Here is a 16,795-nt window from a genome sequence, read left to right as displayed (position 1 = left end):
GGGTATGGGGGACCGGTCCGTCCCGAGCTCCGGGAGGGGCGGCGCGACGTGATCGTCCGCGACGGCGCTCGGGGTCGGCCGACCCGGGGTCTCGTCCCTACACTGGTCTGATGGGCATCGATCTCAACTTCACCAAGGGCCAGGGCACGGGCAATGACTTCGTGTTGTTCGCCGATCCCGACGGGCGGATCGACCTGACCCCGGCGCAGATCCGCGCGATCTGCGACCGCCGCTTCGGCATCGGCGCGGACGGCATCATCCGCGCGGTCCGCTCGCGCAGCCTCGAGGCCGGCGCGGCCGCCCTCGCGGAAGACGACCAGGCCGAGTGGTTCATGGACTACTGGAACGCCGACGGGACCCTCTCCGAGATGTGCGGCAACGGCATCCGTGTCTATGCCCGGTTCCTCGCCGAACAGGGCCTCGCCGACGTGCCCGGCGGCGACACCCTCGTCGTTGGGACCCGCGCGGGCGTCCGTGACGTGCAGCGGAACGCAGCGGGCTACCAGGTCGACCTGGGCCGCTGGCGGCTCGACGGCGGCGAACCGCTCGTGCGCGCCAGGAACCTCGCCGTCGCCCGGCCCGGACTCGGGATCAACGTCGGCAACCCGCACGTCGTGGTCGCCCTCGCCGACCAGGGCGAACTCGAGAGCGCCGACCTCAGCTACATCCCGCAGCTTGACCCCGAACCCGCCGACGGCGCCAACGTCGAATTCGTCGTGCCCGGCGACCCCCTGATCGTCGACGGGGTCGGGCACATCCGGATGCGCGTCCACGAACGCGGTAGCGGCGAGACGCTCTCGTGCGGCACGGGAGCCGCAGCGGCCGCCCTCGCTACCCGGTACTGGGCGGGCCAGGGAGCCCCGAACCAGTGGCGGGTCGAGGTGACCGGCGGCACGCTCGGCGTGCGGATGTTCCCGGCCGAGGACGGCGAGCACGTCGCGCTCTCCGGGCCGGCCGAGCTCGTCTACGACGGCGTCTTCCGCCTCAACTGACCCGCCCCCTTCCGCGAAATCGGGCGAATCGTCGGTTAGGTCGCGCCTAATCGACGATTCGCCCGCTTTCGCGAACCTCTAGAGAGCGGGTTCGCCGTGGCGCTTGACGCGCAGCACGCGGAAACCCTTGCTGATCGCGAAGCGGGAGACCGCGAAGTCGTCGGGTAGTTCGCCGTCGAGCCAGCGCTGCAGCGAATCGGAGCCGAGGTTGCGCTGCACGACGAGCCAGGCATCCGAATCGGGTTCGAGGCGCGGCAGCCAGCTGCTCAGCAGGTTGTGTAACTCGTTCTTGCCGACGCGGATCGGCGGGTTCGACCAGATCGTGCGGAACTGCACGTGCGGCGGGACCTGGTCCGGCGTGACGGCCGTGATGTTGGTGAGCCCGAGTTTCTCGGCGTTCAGCCGCACGAGGTCGAGGGCACGCTCGTTGACGTCGACGGCCCAGATCGTGGCGCGCGGCGCAGCGAGCGCCAGATGGAAGCTGATCGGACCCCAGCCGCAGCCGAGATCGAGGAAGTCGCCCCCGGGCGGCGGTGCCGGAGTGTTCTCCAGAAGCACCTTGGTGCCCGTGTCGATGTGGTCGGGGCTGAACACGGAGTTGGCGGTCGTGACCTCCCGCTCCTGACCTCCCAGGTGCACGGTCACCTGCTGCAGCCTGAGCTTGCTGTCGGGGGCAGGGGTGAAGTAATGGTCGGAAGGCATAGAGGGAACCTACCGCTCTTCGAGGAAGTAAGGTTAAAGGAATGATTGAACCAGTTGAAACCCCGGACGACGATGTTGTGGCACGGGTACTTGCCAGTGCCGATTCCAAGGCCGCCGGCTACTCCCTGTTTCGCAGCGGGAGCGCCCAGGCCCTCGACGCGGAGCCCCGCTCCGACGAGCACGATGACGGCCACGACGGCGCGCAGCTCGATCGCGAAGACCGCAACGCTCTCCGCCGCGTTCCGAGCCTCTCCACCGAGCTCGAGGACGTCACCGAGGTCGAATACCGGCAGCTGCGCCTCGAGAACGTCATCCTGATCGGCCTGTACACCCAGGGCACCGTCGCGGACGCCGAGAACTCCATGCGCGAACTCGCCGCCCTCGCCGAGACCGCGGGCGCTACGGTGCTCGACGGCCTCATGCAACGCCGTGCCACCCCGGACACGAGCACCTACCTCGGCAAGGGCAAGGCGCAGGAACTCGCCGGCATCGTCAAGGCCCTCGGCGCGGACACCGTCATCGCCGACACCGAACTCGCGCCCAGCCAGCGGCGCGCCCTCGAGGACGTCGTCAAGGTCAAGGTCATCGACCGCACCGCCACGATCCTCGACATCTTCAGCCAGCACGCCAAGAGCCGGGAGGGCAAGGCCCAGGTCGAGCTCGCCCAGCTCGAATACCTGCTGCCCCGCCTCCGCGGCTGGGGTGATTCGATGTCCCGCCAGGCCGGTGGCCAGGTCGGCGGCACCGGCGCCGGAATGGGTTCCCGCGGCCCCGGCGAGACGAAGATCGAACTCGACCGTCGTCGCATCCACACCCGGATGTCCCGCCTGCGCAAGCAGATCCTGGCCATGAAGCCCGCCCGCGAGGCCAAGCGCGCCAACCGCAAGCGCAACGCCGTGCCCTCCGTCGCCATTGTCGGCTACACCAACGCCGGCAAGTCGAGCCTGCTCAACCGGATTACCCGCGCCGGCGTGCTCGTCGAGAACTCGCTCTTCGCCACGCTCGACGCGACCGTGCGCAAGTCCACGACGAGCGATGGCCGGCTGTACACGCTGACCGACACCGTCGGCTTCGTTCGCAACCTCCCGCACCAACTCGTCGAGGCCTTCCGGTCGACCCTCGAGGAGGTCGCGGACGCCGATGTCATCGTGCACGTCGTCGACGCCTCCCACCCCGACCCGGCGAGCCAGCTCGCGACGGTCCGCGAGGTCATCAGCGAGGTCGGCGCCCGGGAGATCCCCGAACTCGTCGTCTTCAACAAGAGCGACCTGGTCAGCGACGACGATCGCCTGGTGCTGCGCGGCCTCTGGCCGAAGGGCATCTTCGTCTCCGCGCGCACCGGCGAAGGCATCGACGAGGTGCTTGCCGCGGTCGCAGACCTGCTCCCGCGCCCCTCGATCGAGCTCGACCTGCTCATCCCCTACGAGCGCGGCGACCTGATCGCGATCCTGCACGCGCAGGGCACGATCCTGAGTACCGACTACGCCGAGACCGGGACGCGGGTACGCGCCCTCGTCACGACCGAGATCCAGTCCCTGTTCGCACCGTTCCTCCTCGCACCGTCAGGCACCGCGCCCGCCGTCGCGAGCTGACCCCGGTAACGAACGGTCACACTCGTGCAATCCAGTTCGGGGATTGCTAGTGTTTTCTTCAATCGTTGCCGACGGATTTCCTCCGTCGGCATGGAGCGACAGCCGAGCCCGGCACCCGCCCGCGAACACCCGCCAGGGCTCCCTGGCGGTCCGCGGCCGCCCGGCCATTTCAGTGCACGCACTGGCTCCTGTCGAATGAGGAATGCATGTCCACTCCATCGGACTCCGCCCGCACCCGGCGCATCCCGTTCTCCTTCGAGCTGTATCCGCCCAAAACGGATGCCGCCGCTGCGGCCCTCGCGACGACGATCGACCATCTTGCCGCGGCAGGCCCCGACTTCCTCTCGGTCACCTACGGAGCCAACGGATCCTCGCGCCGCTCCTCGCTCGACGTGCTCAGCCGCATCCTGCGCACGACGAACGTCGAGGCGATGGCCCACCTCACCTGCGTCGGCTCCACCCACGAGGAGGCGAACCGGCTGATCCGCGAATTCCTCGACGCGGGAGTGCGCAGCTTCCTCGCCCTCCGCGGCGACCCCCCTGCCGGAACGAAGGAGGGCGAGGCGTTCCTCGGCGACTTCGGCAGCGCCGCCGAACTCGTGCAGCTCATCCACCGCGTCCAGGCCGAGAAGTCGCCGTACCGCGAGACGATCATCCCCGGCATCCCGGCCGCTCGCGCCGTGAAGCCCGGCCACGAGAAGGTGCGGATCGCCGTCGCGGCGTTCCCGAACGGCCACCCCCGCTCACGCTCCTCGGCGCAGGACATCGACACCCTGCTTGCCAAGCAGGCGGCCGGTGCGAACCTCGGCATCACCCAGCTCTTCTTCCACGCCGACCACTTCCTGAGCTTCGTCCAGCGGGCCAGGGAGGCCGGGGTGCTCTTCCCGATCCTGCCCGGCATCATGCCGGTGACGAGCCCGGCCAGACTGCGGCGGATCATCGAGCTGTCCGGCGAACAGATGCCGGCAGACCTGTCCATCCGGCTCGAGATCGAACCGACCAGGGAAGGCCAGCGCGAGATCGGCATCCGCCACGCCGTCGACCTCGCCACCCAGGTGATCGCCGGGGGAGCGCCCGGTCTGCACCTCTACGCCTTCAACCAGCACGAGACCGTTCTCGAGGTGCTCGACGGCTGCGGCCTGCTCGGCGCGACGGCGCCGGTTCGGGACACTCCTGCTCAGCCTCAGGCTCCGGCCCCGACGGCACTGCCCACGATCGTGTAGAGCGACGGCGGATGGTCCTTCCCTGCCACCGCAGCTCTCCCGTCCACCAGAACGCAGCGCCTGCGCCACGGGTTTCCGTCGCGCCCGAAATCGGGCCGACGCACCACCGCCCGACCCCAAGCCCCTACCCCCCCTCAAGCCCCGATCATCCGATGATCCGCCCATCCGAACCGCACAGCACCCTCACCGCAAAGGAAACGCCATGATCAGCACCTCCCCGTTCCCCGCAGGCACGATCCTCGGCTACCCGCGCATCGGCCCGCGCCGTGAGCTCAAGAAGGCCGTCGAATCGTTCTGGGCCGGCACCACGACCGCCGCAGAGCTCGAAGCCACCGCGGCCGGACTGCGTCAGGCCACCCGCGACCGCCTTGCCGCCCTCGGCCTCGGCCGCACAGACTCGGCCATCCCCGAGTCGTTCTCCTTCTACGACCAGATGCTCGACGCGCTCTGCACGGTCGGCGCCGTACCGGCCCGCTTCGCCGGGCTCCTCGACGCCGACGGACGCATCGACCTCGCCGGATACTTCACCCTCGCTCGCGGCGAAGGGGAGAGCCTCCCGCTCGAGATGACCAAGTGGTTCGACTCGAACTACCACTACCTCGTGCCGGAGATCGGACCGGAAACGGAGTTCTCCCTGTCGAGCGACCGGATCGTGCGCGAATTCGAGGAAGCGCGCGCGGCCGGCTTCCTGACCCGACCCGTCATCGTCGGCCCGGTGACGTTCCTGCTGCTCAGCAAGCCGAGCGACGAAGCCCCGGCGGGCTTCGAGCCCCTCGACCGGCTCGACGACCTCATTCCGGTCTACGCGACGCTGCTGCAGCGCCTCGCGGACGCCGGCGCCGACTGGGTGCAGCTCGACGAACCGGGCCTCGTCAGCGAGAGCGTTCCCGTGCCCCGCGCCGAGACTCTCACCGCCGTGCAGTGGGCGTACGGGACCCTCGGCCAGCTCGCCCAGCGCCCGGCGATCTTCGTCGCCGCTCCCTACGGCAGCCTCGACGACGCCCTGCCCGTGCTCGCCGCCGCACCGATCGAAGCCATCGGCCTCGACCTCGTCCGCGGCGCCCTGCCCGCGGCCGTCCCCGGCCTCGAAGGGAAGACGCTCGTCGCCGGTGTCATCGACGGGCACAACATCTGGCGCGGCGACCTGGCGGATGCCTTCGCCCACCTCGACGAGGTCAGCGTCCTGTCGCCGCGGGTCGCCGTCTCGACCTCGACGAGCCTGCAGCACGTCCCGCACACCGTCACCGACGAGTCCGCGCTCGGAGCAGACCTCGTGAGCTGGCTCGCCTTCGCCGACGAGAAGGTCGACCAGGTCGCGACCCTGGCCCGCGGCCTGGCCGACGGCCGGGAGGCCATCGACGCCGAGCTCGACGCCGCGACCAGAGCCCTCGCCGCCCGCCGCATCGCCCCCGGAGTGCGCGACGGTGCCGTCAGGGCCCGCGCCGCAGCGCTCACCGCCGACGACTTCACCCGCGGGGAGTACGCCGACCGCCTCGCCGCCCAGGAGACCGCCCTCGCGCTGCCCTTCCTGCCGACGACGACGATCGGCTCCTTCCCGCAGACCGGGGAGATCCGCCGCGCCCGCGCCCGTTTCCTCACGGGAGTGCTCGACGCAGACGAGTACCGCGACCTGATGCGCGCGGAGATCGTCCGGGTCGTCGACCTCCAGGAGGAGATCGGCCTCGACGTGCTCGTGCACGGGGAACCCGAGCGCAACGACATGGTGCAGTACTTCGCCGAGAACCTCGACGGCTTCGCGGTGACCGAGAACGGCTGGGTCCAGTCCTACGGCAGCCGGTGCACGCGACCGTCCATCCTGTGGGGCGATGTCTCCCGCCCGAAGCCGATCACCGTCGAGTGGTCGACCTACACGCAGGGCCTCACCGCGAAGCCGGTCAAGGGCATGCTGACCGGACCGGTCACCATCCTCGCATGGTCCTTCGTGCGGGACGACCAGCCCCTCGGCGAGACCGCTCGTCAGGTCGCCCTCGCCCTCCGCGACGAGATCGCCGACCTCGAGGCCGCCGGAATCGGCATCGTCCAGGTCGACGAACCCGCCCTGCGCGAACTGCTCCCGCTCAAGAAGGCCGGGCACGCCGACTACCTGGACTGGTCGGTCGGTTCGTTCCGGCTCGCGACTGCGGGGGTGCTGGATGCCACCCAGATCCACACCCACCTCTGCTACTCCGAGTTCGGGGTCGTGATCGACGCCATCCGCAACCTCGACGCCGACGTGACGAGCATCGAGGCGGCCCGCTCCCGGATGGAGGTCGTCGCGGACATCCAGGCCAATGGTTTCGACCACGGCATCGGGCCGGGCGTTTACGACATCCACTCACCGCGGGTGCCGAGCGTCGCCGAACTCACGGAGCTGCTCGACCGTGCCGTTGCGGCCATCCCGGTCGGACAGGTCTGGGTGAACCCGGACTGCGGGCTCAAGACCCGCGGTTACGCCGAGACGGTCGAGTCCCTGACCAACATGATCGAGGCGACCCGGATCGTGCGTGCGCGCCTCGCCGCCGCGGTTCCCGCCCGCGCCTGACCGGCTCCTGGATCGAGCGCGGGTGTTGCGCCGGTGCGCGGGTGGTGGACCACCCGCGCACCGGCGCACGTCCCGCGCTCGCCTGAGCGTCGTCCCCAGAAGCTCTACAGCGAGGGCGGTAGCTAGAGGGAACGCAGAACGGCGACGATCTTGCCGAGGATCTCGGCGTGGTCGCCGAGGATCGGCTCGAAGTTGGTGTTCCTCGGCAGCAGCCAGGTGTGGCCGTCACGCTGCCGGAACACCTTCACCGTCGCCTCGCCGTCGAGCATCGCGGCGACGATCTCGCCGTTCTCCGCGGTCTTCTGCTGGCGGACGACGACCCAGTCGCCGTCCATGATCGCGGCGTCGATCATGGACTCGCCGACGACCTTGAGCATGAACAGTTCGCCCTTGCCCACGAGCTGGCGCGGGAGCGGGAAGATCTCGTCGACCTGCTGGTCGGCCATGATCGGCACACCGGCGGCGATCCGTCCGACGAGCGGCACCATCGCCGCATCGCCAACCGGGGTGCCCTGCTGGAAGTTCTCCGCGGCTCCCGCCGCGGTGTCCTCCGGCGACTGCGGCAACTCGATCAGGACCTCGAGCGCCCGTGGCCGGTTCGGGTCCCGGCGCAGGTAACCGCTCAGCTGGAGCTGGTTGAGCTGGTGGGTGACACTCGACAGCGACGACAGGCCGACGGCGTCACCGATCTCGCGCATGCTCGGCGGATAGCCCCTCTGCCCGACGGAGCGCTGGATCACGTCCATGATCGCGCGCTGCTTGTCGCTGAGGCTCTTCCTCCGTCGCGTGCCGCCTCGTTCAGGGGATCCGCCGCTGAACTGGGTCACGCTGTCCGGGGTCACGCTGTCCTGGGTCACGATGTCGCTCCTGTCGGTGGCGGTGGGCGGGTGATGGTCGGTCGCCGCGGCGGATGCCGTGAGGCGACCGTATCCGAATGTCAGTGGTCGCTGGTTGAGTTCACACCAGTCAATCGAAACTGTAACCAGCGTGGGGCGAAATAGAGACATTCATTCGAGTGTGTCGTGTACTTCACCCCAATAATAACCGGAGAAAGTCTTGATTGTTCGAACAATCGAATATATATTCGGAACATAGCTTCGTATCCGGCTCTCCCGGCCGAGAGCCGGATACGAATACACAGGAGGCAGACATGAGCACAACAATCGAGCTGGTCCCGGGGGCGCACACCCGGCTGCGCATCACGCGGCGCGGTCGTGCCGTGCTGACCGCCGCCGCCGCCGTCCCCCTCGTCGTGGGCGCCCTCGCCCTCGCACTCAACGGCGGCCTCGCCGCCGCAGACGGCAGCACACTGAGCGGCAGCGGCGCGAGCGACAGCGCAACGACGTTCGACTACGTCACGATCCAGTCGGGCCAGTCCTTGTGGCAGCTCGCCGAGCACATCGCGCCCTCCGCCGACCCACGCGAGGTCATCGCCGACATCGTCAACCTGAACCAGCTGCCCTCCGAGAGCGTGCAGCCCGGCCAGCGCCTGGCCCTTCCCGCCGAATATTGAGCTGACTGAACACCGAGCCGGCTGTATACCGAGCAGGCTCAACGCCGAGTCGGCTGATTACTGAGCGGGCTGAATACAGGGCGAGCCGAGCACGGGGCCGGCTGAATACTGAACCATCGTCAACATGCCCACCGGTATTATGGGGGGAGTGACCAGTCTCAACGACCTGCCCCTCCGCGACAACCTGCGCGGGCTCACTCCCTACGGGGCGCCCCAGCTGCACGTGCCGGTCGCTCTCAACGTGAATGAGAACACCCACGGCATCCCCGAGGACGTGGCCGTCGACATCGCCGCCGCACTGGCCGCCGCGATCCGGGGGATCAACCGGTACCCGGACCGGGAATTCACCGAACTGCGCGAGGCGATGGCCCGCTACCTGGGACACGGTCTCACCCGCCAGAACATCTGGGCCGCCAACGGCTCCAATGAGGTTCTCCAGCAGGTGCTCCAGGCCTTCGGCGGTCCGGGACGCACCCTGCTTGGTTTCGCCCCCACGTATTCGATGTACCCGCTGCTCGCCTCGGGCACCGGGACGCGCTGGATCGCCGGTGACCGCGACGCCGACTTCGAACTCACCCCGAAGCGCGCCGTCGAGTGGGTCAATCGCGTCAATCCCGACCTCGTCTTCCTGTGCTCCCCGAACAACCCGACAGGCACCCCGCTCTCGCTCGATGTGATCGCCGCCGTCTATGACGCCTGCGACGGCATCGTGGTCGTCGACGAGGCCTACGCCGAATTCGCCCCGGTGGGGACGGCATCCGCTCTCACCCTGCTGCCCGGGCGGGAGCGCCTGCTGGTCTCCCGCACGATGAGCAAGGCCTTCGCGTTCGCCGGCGCCCGGGTGGGCTACCTCGCGGCCGACCCTGCCGTGACGGATGCGCTCCGGCTCGTGCGCCTGCCGTACCACCTCTCCGCGCTGACCCAGGCGGCGGCCGTTGCCGCATTCGCGCACACGCCCGAAATGCTGCGCATGGTCGACGACATCCGCGGCCAGCGCGACCGTCTCGTCACCGAACTGCGCCGGCTCGGATACCAGCCCCTCCGCAGCGGCAGCAACTTCGTGCTCTTCGGCGGTGTCTCCGACCCGCGCGGCACGTTCGAGGCGCTACTTGCCGAGGGCATCCTCGTGCGCGACGTCGGGATCCCCGGCCACCTGCGGGTCACCGCCGGCACCGAGCGCGAGACGACTGTCTTCCTCGACGCCCTCGAGGCACTGGGCCACGCGTAGCCGTCCGGGCCAATAAACTAGCCGCATGAGCTCACAGTCACCGGCCGCACAGTCATCGACCGCACAGGCCCGCATCGCACACCTGCGGCGGGAGACCAGCGAGTCGAGCATCGACCTGACGATCAACCTCGACGGCACCGGCGTGTCCGACATCCACACCTCGGTGCCGTTCTACGACCACCTGCTCACCGCGTTCGCCAAGCACTCCCTGACCGACCTCACCGTGCGGGCCTCGGGAGACATCGAGATCGATGTGCACCACACCGTCGAAGACGTCGGCATCGTGCTCGGCCTCGCCATCCGGCAGGCGCTCGGAGACAAGTCCGGCATCTCCCGCTACGGCGACGCCCTCGTGCCGCTCGACGAGGCCCTCGCCCAGGCCGTCGTCGACATCTCGGGACGCCCGTACCTCGTGCACACCGGGGAGCCGGCCGGCTTCGAGTTCCACCTGATCGGCGGTCACTTCACCGGCTCGATGGTGCGCCACGTCTTCGAGGCGATCGCGTTCAACGCCGCCCTCACCGTGCACGTCACCGTGCTCGGAGGCCGCGACCCGCACCACATCGCCGAGGCCGAGTTCAAGGCCTTCGCCCGCGCGTTCCGCCAGGCCAAGGCCTACGACCCGCTCGTCTCCGGCGTGCCGTCGACCAAGGGCGCCCTGTGACGAGCGTCGTCGTGTTCGACTACGGCACGGGCAACGTGCACTCGGCCGTCAAGGCGCTCGAACTCGCCGGGGCCGACGTCACCCTGACGAGCGACCGCCGCACCGCCCTCGAGGCGTCCGGCCTCGTCGTACCCGGCGTCGGGGCCTTCAGCGCCGTGATGGGCGCCCTCACCGCCGTGCGCGGCGACGAGATCGTCGACCGCCGCATCGCCGGGGGACGCCCGGTGCTCGGCATCTGCGTGGGCATGCAGGTGCTGTTCGAGCACGGCGTCGAACGCGGCTCCGACACCGAGGGACTCGGCGAATGGCCGGGCACCGTCACCCAGCTGCCCGCGAAGATCCTGCCGCACATGGGCTGGAACACCGTCACCCCCGACCCGGACTCGCGCCTCTTCGCCGGCATCGAGGACGAGCGGTTCTACTTCGTGCACTCCTTCGCCGCCCAGGAGTGGACGCTCGAGGTCACGCCGCCGTTCCCACGCCCCCGGCTGACCTGGGCGGAACACGGCGGACCGTTCCTCGCCGCTGTCGAGAACGGACCGCTGTCCGCGACCCAGTTCCACCCGGAGAAATCCGGTGAGGCCGGCATCCGCCTGCTGAAGAACTGGATCGGCACCCTGCGGGACTGACCGTCCCCGTTCGCTTCTGTTCGGCGGCCCGGCCGCACCACCATCACTGATCTGAGGACTACCGTGACTGAAACCACCACCCGCCTCGTCCTGCTCCCGGCCGTCGACGTCGCAGACGGCAAGGCCGTGCGTCTCACCCAGGGTGAGGCCGGCACCGAGACCAACTACGGAGACCCCGTCGACGCCGCCCTCGACTGGGCACGCCAGGGCGCCGAGTGGCTCCACCTCGTCGACCTCGACGCCGCCTTCGGGCGCGGCACCAACACCGAGGTGATCAGCCGGGTCATCCGCGAGGTCACCGGAGTCAAGATCGAACTGTCCGGCGGCATCCGTGACGATGCCTCCCTGCAGGCGGCGCTCGGCGCGGGTGTCAGCCGGATCAACCTCGGCACCGCAGCCCTGGAGAACCCGGACTGGGCCGCCCGCGTGATCTCCGAGCACGGTGACCAGGTCGCCGTCGGCCTCGACGTGCGCGGCACGACCCTCGCCGCCCGCGGCTGGACGAAGGAGGGCGGCGATCTCTGGGAGGTGCTCGCCCGCCTCGAAGAGGCCGGCTGCTCCCGCTACGTGGTGACCGACGTCACCAAGGACGGCACCCTGCAGGGTCCGAACCTCGACCTGCTCCGTCAGGTGCTCGAGCACACCGACCGGCCCGTCGTCGCCTCCGGCGGCATCTCGAGCCTGGCCGATCTCGTCGCCCTGCGCGAACTGGTCCCGCTCGGACTCGAGGGAGCGATCGTGGGCAAGGCGCTCTACGCCGGCGCCTTCACCCTCGGTGAGGCCCTGGATGTCGCCGGCCGTTAATCTCGGATCGACCGGCCTGCCCCGGGGCCCGGAGGGACCGGGCGGCCCCGGCGTGCCCGCCGACTCCGCCGGGCAGCCCTGGGCCGGCCGGGCCTTCGAGGCCAACGACCACGCCGACGATGACGGATCGGCCCCGGTCGAACTGCTCGCCGCCCTCGCCCGCTACCGGGACCGGGAGTCGGGGGAGGAGGCCGTCGTCGAGGCGATCCGCACGTCCCGGCTGCTGATCCCGCTCGTGACGGCGCTCGGCGATGTCGGCCACACCGAGGCCGGCCTCCTCGTCGACAAGACCCAGGAACTCTCGATCATCACCGTCGCCGGCCCGGACGGGCGGAACGTTCTGCCGGTGTTCACCTCGGCCGAAGCCATGAACGCGTGGAACAGGGCGGCACGGCCGGTGCCGGCCGACGGCATCCGGATCGCCCTCGCCGCGGCGCAGGAGAACACCGACCTCGTCGTGCTCGACCCGACCGCACCGACCGAATACGTTGTGCGTCGGCCGGCCCTCTGGGCCATCGCGCAGGGCCAGCCGTGGACGCCGAGCTACGCGAGCCGTACCGTCGCGGATGCCTTCGCGGCGTCGATCGCGAGCGAACTGAGCGTGCTCGGCGTCGCCCTCTCCGCGGGCGACCCGTTCGGCCGGCTCGCCGGGCCCGAGCTCGTGGTGCGCCTCGAACTCGTCGACGGCCTCACCCGCGTGGAACTCGATGCGACGCTCGCCCGGCTCGCCGCCCGCTGGTCGGCGAGTGACACGATCGCCACCCAGGTCGATTCCCTGCGGGTACAGCTCGCCGCGTCGCACTGATCAGGAGTCCGCGGCGCACACTGTCAGGGGTGACGGGGAGAATGGGGAGATGACCGAGGTCCTCCAGAGATTCTCGCCCGCCACCCGGGCCTGGTTCGCCCAGGCCTTCGCCGCGCCGACCGAGGCCCAACTCGGCGCCTGGGACGCCATCTCCCGGGGCTCGCACGCGCTCGTCGTCGCCCCGACCGGCTCGGGCAAGACCCTCGCAGCCTTCCTGTGGGCCATCGACCGGCTGGCGACACCGGCGCCGTCTGTGCCACCCGTCCCGTCCACGGATGCCGCCGCGAACGCACCGGGGGCCGCTGCCAGTGCCGCCGGGCCCGTCGGTGTCTCGCTCCCGCGCACCCGGGTGCTCTACATCTCCCCGCTCAAGGCGCTCGGCGTCGACGTCGAACGGAACCTCCGCGCCCCGCTCGTCGGCATCACGCAGGCCGCGGCCCGGCTCGGCTTCCCCCCGGTCACGGTGACCGTCGGCGTTCGCTCGGGGGACACCCCGGCCGCCGACCGGCGCACCCTCGTGAAGACGCCCCCCGACATCCTGATCACGACGCCGGAGTCACTCTTCCTGATGCTCACCTCCGCGGCCCGCGACTCTCTGCGCGGCGTCGACACCGTCATCATCGACGAGGTGCACGCCGTCGCCGCGAGCAAGCGCGGCGCCCACCTCGCCGTCTCCCTCGAACGCCTCGACGAACTCCTGGCGCGCCCCGCGCAGCGGATCGGCCTCTCGGCGACGGTCCGCCCGGCGGCGGAGGTCGCCCGGTTCCTCGGCGGCGCCGCCCCGGTGCAGATCGTCAATCCCGCAGCGGGCAAACGCTTCGACCTCCGCGTCGTGGTCCCCGTCGACGACATGACCCAGCTCGGCCCCGTTCCCGAACGCGAGGGGTCGACCGCGGCGGCAGCACCGCAGGCCGGTTCGATCTGGCCGCATGTCGAAGAGGCCATCGTCGACGAGGTGCTCGCGCATTCCTCGTCCATCGTCTTCGCGAACTCGCGCCGCCTCGCCGAACGCCTGACCGCGCGCTTCAACGAGATCTACTCCGGTCGTCTGGCGGATGCCGCGGACCGGGCCGAGGGCGAGCTCGCGCCGGTCGGGGCGACGCGGGTCTCCGCATCCGCTGCAGGGAACGACGGGTACGCCGCCGGGAGCCCCGCCGCGCTCGGCGACCACGGCCGCGCCGCGGGGAACGGGGCGAACCCGAACCCGACGCCGGCACGCCCGCCCGCCGACCTGATGGGCGCGAGCGGCCAGAGCGCGGGGGCCGAGCCCCTCCTGGCCCGCGCGCACCACGGCTCGGTGAGCAAGGAACAGCGGTCGATGATCGAGGAGGACCTCAAGGCCGGCCGCCTGCGCTGCGTCGTCGCGACCTCGAGCCTCGAACTCGGCATCGACATGGGCGCGGTCGACCTCGTCGTGCAGGTCGAGTCTCCGCCCTCCGTCGCGAGCGGGCTGCAGCGAGTCGGCCGCGCCGGGCACCAGGTCGGCGAGATCTCCCGCGGCGTGATCTACCCCAAGCATCGTGCCGACCTCATCCACGCCGCCGTCGCCGCCGAGCGGATGGTCGCCGGGCTGATCGAATCGATCGCGGTGCCCTCCAACCCGCTCGACATCCTCGCCCAGCAGACCGTCGCCGCGGTCGCACTCGAGCCGATCCAGGCCGAGGACTGGTTTGACATCGTGCGTCGCAGCGCCCCGTTCCAGGGTCTGCCCCGCTCGGCGTACGAGGCCACCCTCGACCTCCTCGCCGGGCGATACCCCTCGGACCAGTTCGCCGAGCTGCGCCCCCGGATCGTCTGGGACCGCGACACCGGCCTGCTCACCGGGCGCCCCGGCGCGCAACGCCTCGCCGTCACGAGCGGCGGCACCATCCCCGACCGCGGGCTCTTCGGCGTCTTCATGGTCGGCGGCGACCAGGCGACGGGCCGTCGGGTCGGTGAACTCGACGAGGAGATGGTCTACGAATCCCGGGTCGGCGACGTCTTCGCCCTCGGCACCACGAGCTGGCGGATCCAGGAAATCACCCACGACCGGGTGCTCGTGCTCCCGGCCTTCGGCGAGCCGGGGCGGCTGCCGTTCTGGAAGGGTGACGGCCTGGGCCGGCCCGCGGAACTCGGGGAGGCCGTCGGCGCCTTCGTCCGCGAGGTCTCCGCCCTGCCCGAGGCCGCCGCGCGGGCCCGCTGCGCGACCGGCGGGCTCGACGAGCGCGCCGCCAACAACCTGCTCACCTTCCTCGGCGACCAGCGCGCGGCCACCGGGCAGCTCCCGACCGACCGCACCCTCGTCGTCGAACGGTTCCGCGACGAACTCGGCGACTGGCGGGTGATCCTGCATTCCGCATACGGCATGCAGGTGCACGCGCCGTGGGCGCTCGCGGTCGCCGCCCGGGTGCGGGAACGCTACGGACTCGACGGCGGATGCGTCGCGAGCGACGACGGCATCGTCGCGCGCATCCCGGACACCGACGCCGAGCCGCCCGGCGCCGAGCTCTTTATCTTCGAGGCCGAGGAGATCGAGCAGCTCGTGACCGACGAGGTCGGCGGGTCCGCCCTCTTCGCGGCCCGGTTCCGCGAGTGCGCCGCGCGCGCCCTGCTGCTCCCCAAGTACAACCCCGGCACCCGGTCGCCGCTCTGGCAGCAGCGGCAGAAGGCCGCCCAGCTGCTCGAGGTCGCCCGCACCTACCCGACCTTCCCGATCATCCTCGAGACCGTGCGGGAGTGCCTGCAGGACGTCTACGACCTGCCCGCCCTGCTCGACCTCACCCGCAAAATCAACAGCCGCACGATCCGGCTCGTCGAGACCCGCACCGAAACGCCGAGCCCGTTCGCGAGCACCCTGCTCTTCGGCTATGTCGCCGCGTTCATGTACGAGGGCGACTCTCCGCTCGCCGAACGCCGCGCGACGGCGCTGTCCCTCGACTCGAGCCTCCTCGCCGAACTGCTCGGCCGGGTCGAACTGCGGGAACTCCTCGATCCCGCCGTGATCGAACAGACGGATGCCGAACTCCAGCGCCTGCCCGCCGACCGGCACGCGCGGGGTGTCGAGGGCATCGCCGACCTCCTCCGCCAGCTCGGCCCCCTCACCACCGAGGAGGTCGCCGCCCGGCTCGACACGCAGGGCGGCCCCGACGCCGAAACCGGCCTGCTCGAGCTCGTCGCCGCGCGCCGGGTGCTGCGGGCCGGCTTCGCTGACCGCCAGTGGTGGGCCGTGATCGAAGACGCCAGCCGACTCCGCGACGCCCTCGGCGTTCCGGTGCCGCTCGGCGTGCCCGCCGCCTTCACCGAGGCGGTGCCCGACCCGCTCGGCGACTTGGTCAGCCGGTACGCGCGCACCCACGGCCCGTTCACCGCGGCGGATGTCGCCGCTCGCTTCGGTCTCGGAACGGTCGTCGCCCTCGGAGCGCTGCGCCGCCTCGCCGGCGACCGCCGGGTCATGGAGGGCGAGTACAGGCCGCACGGGACCGGCAGCGAATGGTGCGACGCCGAGGTGCTGCGGCGCCTGCGCAGGCGGTCCCTCGCGGCGCTCCGCCACGAGGTCGAACCCGTCGACCAGGTCACCGTCGGCCGGTTCCTGCCGGCCTGGCAACACGTCGGCGGGAGGCTCCGCGGCGTCGATGGCGTCGCATCCGTCATCGAACAGCTCGAGGGCGCGCGCATCCCGGCGTCGGCCTGGGAGTCGCTCGTGTTGCCCGCCCGGGTGAGCGACTACCGGCCGGCGATGCTCGACGAACTCACCAACGCGGGCGAGGTGCTCTGGGCGGGGGCCGGCACCCTCGCGGGCAACGACGGCTGGATCAGCCTGTACCTCGCCGAGACCGCCGCGCTCACCCTGCCGCCGCCGGCCCCCGTCGAAACGACGGAGCTGCAGCGCGAGGTGCTCGCGACCCTCGGCGGCGGGGGCGGATTCTTCTTCCGCCAGCTCGCCGACGCGGTCGGCAGCCAGGACGACGTGCTCCTCGCCGACGCCCTCTGGGACCTGGTCTGGGCCGGCCTCGTCGGCAACGACACCTTCGCGCCGGTGCGGGCGCTGCTCTCCGGCGGCCGCACGGCGCACAGCACCCGGCGGGCGGCGCCGCGGGCCCGGCTGCACGGTGGGCGCGGGCT

Annotated in this window: 13 protein-coding genes; 11 read left to right on the top strand and 2 right to left on the bottom strand. The window is 70.8% G+C overall.

The genetic code is table 11. The features are described 5' to 3' along the window. The first annotated feature begins 110 nt into the window (after positions 1-110). Positions 111-992 (top strand): diaminopimelate epimerase, encoded by an 882-nt coding sequence (dapF, locus tag E3O44_RS11520; RefSeq protein ID WP_134534928.1) that lies wholly within the window; start codon positions 111-113, stop codon positions 990-992. Between the two features lie 78 nt (positions 993-1,070). On the opposite strand, the gene E3O44_RS11515 is transcribed toward dapF, so the two are convergent. Further along, complete coding sequence (locus E3O44_RS11515; protein WP_134534927.1) at positions 1,071-1,694, bottom strand: class I SAM-dependent methyltransferase; 624 nt, start codon at positions 1,692-1,694, stop codon at positions 1,071-1,073. 41 nt (positions 1,695-1,735) lie between these two features. Between E3O44_RS11515 and hflX the strand changes: the two genes are divergently transcribed. From hflX to metE, 3 genes are all read left to right on the top strand, one after another. Beyond that, entirely contained in the window at positions 1,736-3,286 is a 1,551-nt protein-coding gene (gene hflX / locus E3O44_RS11510) for a GTPase HflX (RefSeq protein WP_134534926.1), read from the top strand. Between the two features lie 206 nt (positions 3,287-3,492). Beyond that, positions 3,493-4,509 carry a methylenetetrahydrofolate reductase gene (locus tag E3O44_RS11505; protein ID WP_134534925.1) on the top strand — a complete coding sequence of 339 codons (1,017 nt, stop codon included), beginning with the start codon at positions 3,493-3,495 and terminating at the stop codon, positions 4,507-4,509. A gap of 202 nt (positions 4,510-4,711) precedes the next feature. Continuing rightward, positions 4,712-7,051, top strand: coding sequence for a 5-methyltetrahydropteroyltriglutamate--homocysteine S-methyltransferase (gene metE / locus E3O44_RS11500; RefSeq protein ID WP_134534924.1), 2,340 nt, complete (start codon positions 4,712-4,714; stop codon positions 7,049-7,051). Positions 7,052-7,173: 122 nt separating this feature from the next. Here the strand turns inward: metE and lexA are convergent, their stop codons facing one another. After that, on the bottom strand, positions 7,174-7,797 hold the full coding sequence (gene lexA, locus E3O44_RS11495) for a transcriptional repressor LexA (protein WP_241975417.1): 624 nt from the start codon (positions 7,795-7,797) through the stop codon (positions 7,174-7,176). Between the two features lie 404 nt (positions 7,798-8,201). Between lexA and E3O44_RS11490 the strand changes: the two genes are divergently transcribed. The 7 genes from E3O44_RS11490 to E3O44_RS11460 form a co-directional block, all read left to right on the top strand. Further along, positions 8,202-8,564 (top strand): LysM peptidoglycan-binding domain-containing protein, encoded by a 363-nt coding sequence (locus tag E3O44_RS11490; protein ID WP_134534923.1) that lies wholly within the window; start codon positions 8,202-8,204, stop codon positions 8,562-8,564. A 139-nt stretch (positions 8,565-8,703) separates the two neighbouring features. Beyond that, positions 8,704-9,792 (top strand): histidinol-phosphate transaminase, encoded by a 1,089-nt coding sequence (locus E3O44_RS11485; protein ID WP_134534996.1) that lies wholly within the window; start codon positions 8,704-8,706, stop codon positions 9,790-9,792. Positions 9,793-9,817: 25 nt separating this feature from the next. Beyond that, positions 9,818-10,456 carry an imidazoleglycerol-phosphate dehydratase HisB gene (gene hisB, locus E3O44_RS11480; RefSeq protein WP_134534922.1) on the top strand — a complete coding sequence of 213 codons (639 nt, stop codon included), beginning with the start codon at positions 9,818-9,820 and terminating at the stop codon, positions 10,454-10,456. After that, positions 10,453-11,085: an imidazole glycerol phosphate synthase subunit HisH gene (hisH, locus tag E3O44_RS11475; RefSeq protein WP_134534921.1), complete on the top strand. Its 633-nt coding sequence runs from the start codon at positions 10,453-10,455 to the stop codon at positions 11,083-11,085. The genes hisB and hisH overlap by 4 nt, the downstream gene beginning before the upstream one ends. Positions 11,086-11,148: 63 nt before the next feature. After that, complete coding sequence (priA, locus tag E3O44_RS11470) at positions 11,149-11,889, top strand: bifunctional 1-(5-phosphoribosyl)-5-((5-phosphoribosylamino)methylideneamino)imidazole-4-carboxamide isomerase/phosphoribosylanthranilate isomerase PriA (protein WP_134534920.1); 741 nt, start codon at positions 11,149-11,151, stop codon at positions 11,887-11,889. Further along, on the top strand, positions 11,873-12,694 hold the full coding sequence (locus tag E3O44_RS11465; protein WP_134534919.1) for an SseB family protein: 822 nt from the start codon (positions 11,873-11,875) through the stop codon (positions 12,692-12,694). Before priA ends, E3O44_RS11465 begins: the two co-directional genes overlap by 17 nt. A 49-nt stretch (positions 12,695-12,743) precedes the next feature. After that, positions 12,744-16,795 (top strand): Lhr family ATP-dependent helicase (locus E3O44_RS11460; protein WP_134534918.1); only part of this gene is annotated, 4,052 nt, incomplete at its 3' end.

It is taken from the genome of Cryobacterium algoricola, from assembly GCF_004402485.1.
GTDB classification, from domain to species: domain Bacteria; phylum Actinomycetota; class Actinomycetes; order Actinomycetales; family Microbacteriaceae; genus Cryobacterium; species Cryobacterium algoricola.
This window is presented reverse-complemented; position numbering and strand designations above follow the sequence as displayed.